Origin of the sequence: Rugosimonospora africana (assembly GCF_016862975.1) — a bacterium.
Taxonomy (GTDB): Bacteria; Actinomycetota; Actinomycetes; order Mycobacteriales; family Micromonosporaceae; genus Rugosimonospora; species Rugosimonospora africana.
The window spans coordinates 1-5,795 of the sequence record NZ_BONZ01000149.1 but is presented as its reverse complement, the minus strand read 5'-3'; the positions used below and the strand labels follow the sequence as shown (position 1 = coordinate 5,795).

Sequence of the window (5,795 nt, the reverse complement as noted above, 5' to 3'; positions counted from 1 at the left end):
GGGTCCCTTGAGGCCCACGACTGCCGTCGGGCAGCGAGAGTCGGTCGAACGTTTGCTCGACGAGAAGGGTGGTGCTGGACTCCCGTACGACCTTGCCGCCCGTCGCGAGCAGTGAAGGCGGAATCGCGCCGCTGGTCAGCTGACCTGTCCAGGACTCTCCGCGCCTGCGAATGGCGCGGCGCTTGAACACGGTCGACTTCAACGGGAGACAGGATCTCCGGCCCGTTGAACAAGATCAGATTCAGGGTTGAACAACACCACCGATGCGCGTGAACACGATCAATCGCGCGGTTCTGACGGTTGAACATGCCCGGCCGGGCCCGCGTGGTGAGGCCGCGCTGGCATCATCAGTCGGGCGCGGAGCTCCGCAGCGGCTTCGAAATCGCCCAGCGCCTGGTGTATGTCGGCAAGCGTCGCCATAGCCGCGTGCAGCCGCCCCGTGAACGCTTCCGTTTCTTCCCCCTCCAACTCTTCGAAGGTCCGCACGGCTTCAGCACAGGACGCCAACCCACGGTCCATCGGGCCATTGACCTGGAGGCACAGTCGCCCCGCATCCCGCAGCGATGTGGCTAGGCCGTGGAGGTGGCTGGCCGACTCGATCTCGATGGCGATGCTGGTCCTGCAGACCCTGTCACCTTTGGAACGCGCCGTGTTCGTCCTCAAGGAGGCATTCGGCTTCACCTACCCCCAGATCAGTGACGCGATCGGCAGATCCGACCAAGCCGTCCGCCAACTGGCCCACCGCGCCCGTCAACACATCCGCGCTGGCCAACCTCGCTTCGACGCCGACCGGAAGGTCTCGCGTACCGTCACCGAACGATTCATGCAGGCCGCGATCGGCGGCGACCTCGCCGCCCTGCTGTCAGTGCTCGCACCGGAGGTCGCCCTCGTCGCCGACAGCGGTGGAAAGGCACCGGGCCCACGCCACCCGATCCACGGGGCCGAGCGGGTTGCCCGATTCTTTGCCGCAACGGCGGTCAACATCCCCACTGGCACCCGCATGCGCATCGTCGACATCAACGGCGAACCGGGAGCCCTCACGCTGCTCGGTGCGACCCCGTACGCCGCCTTCAGCCTTCATGTCGACGCCCGTACCGAACGGATCCAGACGATCCACCTCATCAGCAACCCCGACAAGCTCACCAGACTCGAGCTCGACAATCAGCGCGCAGTCTGAAGCGGAAGGTGACGTCCATACCTTCCCGCGCGTGGTGGGCTGGTCGGCGGGTGGTTGAGACAGGCGGCCGAGGTCGGCGTACCGGTGCGGCTGACGCTGCACCAGCTACGGATGTACCCGCTCGAGGTGCAGACCGACCAGGTCTTCGTGACCGAGAATCCGGCCATTCTCCGAGCGGCCTGCGCCCTCGGCGCAAGCGCTCCCGCAATGGTCTGCACCGAAGGCGTACCGTCGGCCGCCGCGCATCGGCTTCTGGCGGGGGCCATCTCGGCCGCGCTGTGGTGGCGCAACGACTTCGACTGGGTCGGGTGCGCATCGCCGCGGCGGCCCTGATCCGCTACCCGAACGCGCAGCCGTGGCGGATGGGCGCCGACGACTACCTGCCTGTCGCCGGATCAGGCCAGCCACTGCTCGGTACGCCCGCTCCGACGCCAGGGGATCCGCAACTATCGGTCGCGATGAGGGCCGCCGGCCGCTCGGTCATGGAGGAGCGTCTCCTCCCGGTACTGCTGGCCGATCTCCGTCGGGTGTCAACGGCCAGGGGCTCGGTGGTTGTGGGGCATTCGTAGCGGCGTGCAAACCGGTCGGGGTGATGTCGACGCCGAGGCGCCGGGCGCGGCGACGTCTGGGAGCCTATTTCTCGTAGTGGTAGCGGCAGCTGATGACAGTCACGATGTCGTCGCCTGACTTGTCCGGCGAGATTGCGTAAGCGCGCAGCCGGATATTACTTGGTCGGTTTGAGGTCGATTGTCTTGCTCAGCACGGATTCCGGGATCGGTCCACAGTGGATGCGGTAGTTCCACTCCCCGTGGAAGGTGAACCTCTGCAACGGGACTGCCTTCTGCTCCGCGGGGCTGACCTTCACCCCGGTCGGGTACGTGTCGGTGTCCAGCACCGCCTCCACCGTCAACCCCGACTCCGTGGTGGTCGCGGCGATCGTCTGCACCACCACCTCGTAGTCAGTCAACGGCCGTCCCCGTCAGTTGACTGAAATGAACGAGAACAACCTGTGCTCGACCTTGTTCCACTTCGACGTGCCAGGCGGACAGTGGCACACCGTCATCTCCAACCCTGTCTCAGCAGCCAACTCCGCCAACCGGGTCTTCCACACCCACAGCCGGTTACCGTTGGACCCACCACAGTCCGCGGTAGTCAGCAGCCGTCGGGCGTGCGGATAACGCGACCGACCGACGTTGTACCACCAGGACCGGATCGTGTTGACCGCGAACGCCGCCGTGTCATGGTCGACCCCCCGGACCACGCTGACGCAGCGGGTTGGGGACCGGAGTGTAGATCTCGCTGCCCGGCTGAAGGCGCATCCGCACCAGGGCCTTGTGCGGCATCGTTGGTGCGAAAAGGAACGCGCGATCGGTCGGGTCGGCGTGCACAGTGAGTTCGTCGATTACGTCGCGTACCGCCCGCCACGCCTGCGCCTCCGGCACCGCGTGTGACTCGCTGAGCCGGATGACGACCTCGCCGAGGTGGGCCTGCAGCGCGGTGTAGCCGACCTTGGCCTGTACCGACGCGTGGTCGTCGACGGCCACCACCGACCCGGGCCACAGGCGCGGGCGGACCCCGCAGGCGGCCAGCCGTCGGCGGTTGATGCGCAGGCCGCCGAGGTCACGGAATGCGATCCGGGTGGGCTGGCCGCTACGGAAAATGGGGATGCTGTTTTGCAGGTGTGCTTCGAGGCCGACGCCGACCGCGAGCAGGCTAAGCAGCGGGGCGAGCAGCACCCGCGCATACTCGGCCAGGAAGTCCAGCGGAGCCAGTCCGGAGCGGTCAACGATCTCGGCGAGAACGGTGCGGCCGGTTACGGGCGAGGTAGCCGGCAGCGCGGTAGCGGGCACCGCAACCTCGCCGGGTTCAAGCCGGCCGTGCAGCCCGCCGCGCACGATGGCGGCGACGTCGCGGGTACCGTTCAAGGCCGACCCGGCGACCTCGGGCAGCAGCAGTGCCTGGCGATCGGCCAGCAGCCCGGGGAGAAGTCGGCTCAACCAAGGCCCGTTCTGGGTGGTGGCGACGGAAATGTTGCGCCGAGTCGAGGTGATCTGGATGTCCAGGGACAGTTTGAGGTAGCGACGGCGGCCCTCGCGATCGGGTTCGAGCAGCAGCGTGCGCACGGCCGTGGTGGGCGTCCCGAACGGGCCGTTGGCGTCGGTCTCACGTAGTCGGCCGTCCGCAAACGCCTCGTGGTAGTACCGACGCAGCACATGTTGCAGTTGCCAGGGGTGCACCGGCTGCAAGAGGTACCCGTCGTCTGGTTCGGACAACGCCGGATATCCCGCGCGTAGCAGCGCGCCGACGTCGTCGCCGATGTGCGCGCCTCGACGGATCTCTACGAATCGGATGGCGAACCCCGCCGACTCCTGGTCGTACCGGTCGGTGTCGGTGCTGCTCCAGCCGAGCCGGGTGCGGCCGCACGGGTGCAGGTTGTGCCCCTCGGTGCCGAGCCGTTCCAGCGCGAGTACGGCCTCGTCGGGTGGCATGGCCGCGGCGACGGTGTAGGCGTCGGGCGCGCCGGACCTGGTGGCCGTCGTGCGCCACCAGGCGTCGATGTCGCGTCGCCGGGCATATGCGATGGCGAGGTTGGTGACCGCGTTCTGGAGCTCTGTGGTCAGCGCCGGCGCGGACAGGCCGAGCCGGTCCAACAACAGGCCCGGCGGTTCGGTCACTGCCTTGGTGACGCGGCTGCGCCCGAAGCCGTGTCGAGTGCAGTTGATCGTTGCCGGCGATAGTCCTTCCCGGACCAACGCGTCGAGCAGCTGCCGGCCGATCACGTCGGTGGCCCGCGCAAGGTCGGCTGCGCCGGCAGCTCCCGCTGCCGTCTTCAACTGCTCAGACAGGGAAAATGACTTCATCAATGAATTCACGTCTCCTTCAAGGACGGGTGGCCGGAGCCGCTGCACCCGGATGTCGTAGTGCGCGCTGGTACGCGAGCCGCATCGCGCTCGTCGCCGTGGCCCGAGGGGGCGGACGCCGTCTTACACGCGGCGTTGAGCGATCGGTCGGCATGCCCCTCTAGGCCCGCGCGAGGCCGGCTTGAAGGCGGGTGCCTCAGCCGCTGCCGCGGACGGGCTGCCGGATGGGACGCCCCTGGGCACACCGCGGACAGCACGCGCACGCCTGGCCGCCCATGGTGAGATACCGGCAGCACGTCTGCCTGCGCCGCACCGGTCCGCCACCCGTAGAGGCGCGTTCGAAGCGGCCCTCACCGACGAATGGCGGCGTCACGCCGGGCAGCACCCCGATGGCGGCGTCGGCGGCCCAGGTGTCACCGCGGGACGACCGTCCGACTCGCCACAGCGCCGCGGTCGCCTGGTCGGTGGCCATCGCCCACAACACTGGCATGCCACGCCCGACCAGGCCGCGGCATGCCTTGAACACCTCGTCGAGGTGGGCGCCGGCGACCTCGCGTAGGTGCCGGCGCAGCGCCGCCCCGTGGGGGAGTACGAGCGCGCCGGCCCGTCCGGCGGCAGGGTCGTCGGGCAGGCACGCCATCGGCGTCCCGGCTGGCTGGATCGCGTTCATGGTGGCGGGGAATGCGAAGTCGACCGGGCCGAGGGCCGGTACCCTCCGGTCCAGCAAGTACGCTCCGCCGATGGCCAGCCAGGTCAGCCACGTGTACCGGGACAACGTGGGCAGGGCGACGACGTCTCGGCGTGGTGGCCGTTGTCGTCCGACGCGCATCTGGGCGGCGCGGACCCCTCGATGAGCCGATCCCATTCGTCGGCGATCCAGCCGCCGCGAATACCATTCCCTATCTTCTGCCGAGTGTCCGCTGAAGACGGTGATAGAGGGCAGCACGGAGTCCAGACGTAGGTACGTGTCGCGGAGCCAGACAGTCACGACTTTCCTTTCATAACGGCGACGCGACATTAGGTTAGGCAAACCTATCTAACTGCCCGGCAGGCGGGGTCGATTTCCGGAGGTCCGCGGCACGTCAACACGCCAGCTTCCGAGCCGATCTCCTCATGAGGTCGCCTGCTTCGGCGTCTGCTCCAAACGTCACCGATGGCGGGCGCTCTGGGCGTCCTCCTCGGCCAGCCCGCCGAGACGGAACTGCAGGAAACCCTTGCGCCACTTGCCCACGGTGACCGCGGAGGTCCCCAGATCCGTCGCGATCCGCGAGTTCGGCATCCCATCCGCGGCGCCCAGGACAATCCTCGAGCGCAGCGCCAAGGACTGCGGCGAAGACGCTCAGCGCGCCCACGGCAGCAACTGCATGCGTTCCTCATCCGGAAACGTCGGCGCGGCCTTCGGTCGCCCGATCGGCGCCATCAACCCAGCGGAGAGTTATTCACGAATCCGGCGCAGGACACCGGCTCCCGGACCGGTCCACAGCCACGGCACCAAGGGGGCCGAAGTATCCGCACGTGACAAAGCAGTCTCAGCCGTCCCGGATGTCCCTGCCGCCCTCTCGCGGGCAGCGGCGCCAAGGACTCTCATCGAAGGAACTTTCCGTGCCATCTGAGCCTCGATATGGCTTACGACCAGGATCTGAGGAGGGAACTACCCATTTGGGTGTTGATGCTCATGAAACCGCTCTATGATGCCAGAGCCGACCTGTTAGGGCGAAATCGATAGAGATCGGTCTAAAGCGTGCCGGCGATGAGGG

General features: G+C 67.7%; 7 protein-coding genes and 1 pseudogene. 3 read left to right on the top strand and 5 right to left on the bottom strand.

Annotation, left to right across the window (positions count from 1 at the left end):
- Nucleotides 1-202, bottom strand: a 202-nt coding sequence (locus tag Raf01_RS48720; RefSeq protein WP_203925009.1) for a hypothetical protein, incomplete at its 3' end; no start/stop codon positions are given.
- 402 nt (nt 203-604) lie between these two features.
- Here Raf01_RS48720 and Raf01_RS48715 point away from each other — a divergent pair.
- From Raf01_RS48715 to Raf01_RS51205, 3 genes are all read left to right on the top strand, one after another.
- Nucleotides 605-1,177 (top strand): sigma factor-like helix-turn-helix DNA-binding protein, encoded by a 573-nt coding sequence (locus tag Raf01_RS48715; protein WP_203925008.1) that lies wholly within the window; start codon nt 605-607, stop codon nt 1,175-1,177.
- 84 nt (nt 1,178-1,261) lie between these two features.
- Complete coding sequence (locus tag Raf01_RS48710; RefSeq protein WP_203925007.1) at nt 1,262-1,510, top strand: DUF2399 domain-containing protein; 249 nt, start codon at nt 1,262-1,264, stop codon at nt 1,508-1,510.
- Nucleotides 1,511-1,539: 29 nt separating this feature from the next.
- Nucleotides 1,540-1,746, top strand: coding sequence for a DUF2399 domain-containing protein (locus Raf01_RS51205; protein ID WP_373319803.1), 207 nt, complete (start codon nt 1,540-1,542; stop codon nt 1,744-1,746).
- 155 nt (nt 1,747-1,901) lie between these two features.
- On the opposite strand, the pseudogene Raf01_RS50445 reads toward Raf01_RS51205, so the two are convergent.
- The 4 genes and pseudogenes from Raf01_RS50445 to Raf01_RS48680 all read right to left on the bottom strand — a co-directional run.
- Nucleotides 1,902-2,429, bottom strand: a pseudogene (locus Raf01_RS50445) (ISAzo13 family transposase); the annotation flags it as partial.
- Nucleotides 2,416-3,666: an IucA/IucC family protein gene (locus Raf01_RS48690; protein WP_239134587.1), complete on the bottom strand. Its 1,251-nt coding sequence runs from the start codon at nt 3,664-3,666 to the stop codon at nt 2,416-2,418. The pseudogene Raf01_RS50445 and the gene Raf01_RS48690, both read right to left, overlap by 14 nt.
- A gap of 568 nt (nt 3,667-4,234) precedes the next feature.
- Nucleotides 4,235-4,867, bottom strand: coding sequence for a hypothetical protein (locus Raf01_RS48685; RefSeq protein ID WP_203925003.1), 633 nt, complete (start codon nt 4,865-4,867; stop codon nt 4,235-4,237).
- A gap of 318 nt (nt 4,868-5,185) precedes the next feature.
- Nucleotides 5,186-5,359 carry a helix-turn-helix domain-containing protein gene (locus Raf01_RS48680; RefSeq protein ID WP_275413236.1) on the bottom strand — a complete coding sequence of 58 codons (174 nt, stop codon included), beginning with the start codon at nt 5,357-5,359 and terminating at the stop codon, nt 5,186-5,188.
- Nucleotides 5,360-5,795: the final 436 nt, after the last annotated feature.

Bases quoted from the DNA above. Each gene is read 5' to 3' on its own strand.
- Raf01_RS48715 (WP_203925008.1), top strand. From the start codon at position 605: ATGGCGATGCTGGTCCTGCAGACCCTGTCACCTTTGGAACGCGCCGTG.
- Raf01_RS51205 (WP_373319803.1), top strand. From the start codon at position 1,540: ATGGGCGCCGACGACTACCTGCCTGTCGCCGGATCAGGCCAGCCACTG.
- Raf01_RS48690 (WP_239134587.1), bottom strand. From the start codon at position 3,666: ATGCCACCCGACGAGGCCGTACTCGCGCTGGAACGGCTCGGCACCGAG.
- Raf01_RS48685 (WP_203925003.1), bottom strand. From the start codon at position 4,867: ATGCGCGTCGGACGACAACGGCCACCACGCCGAGACGTCGTCGCCCTG.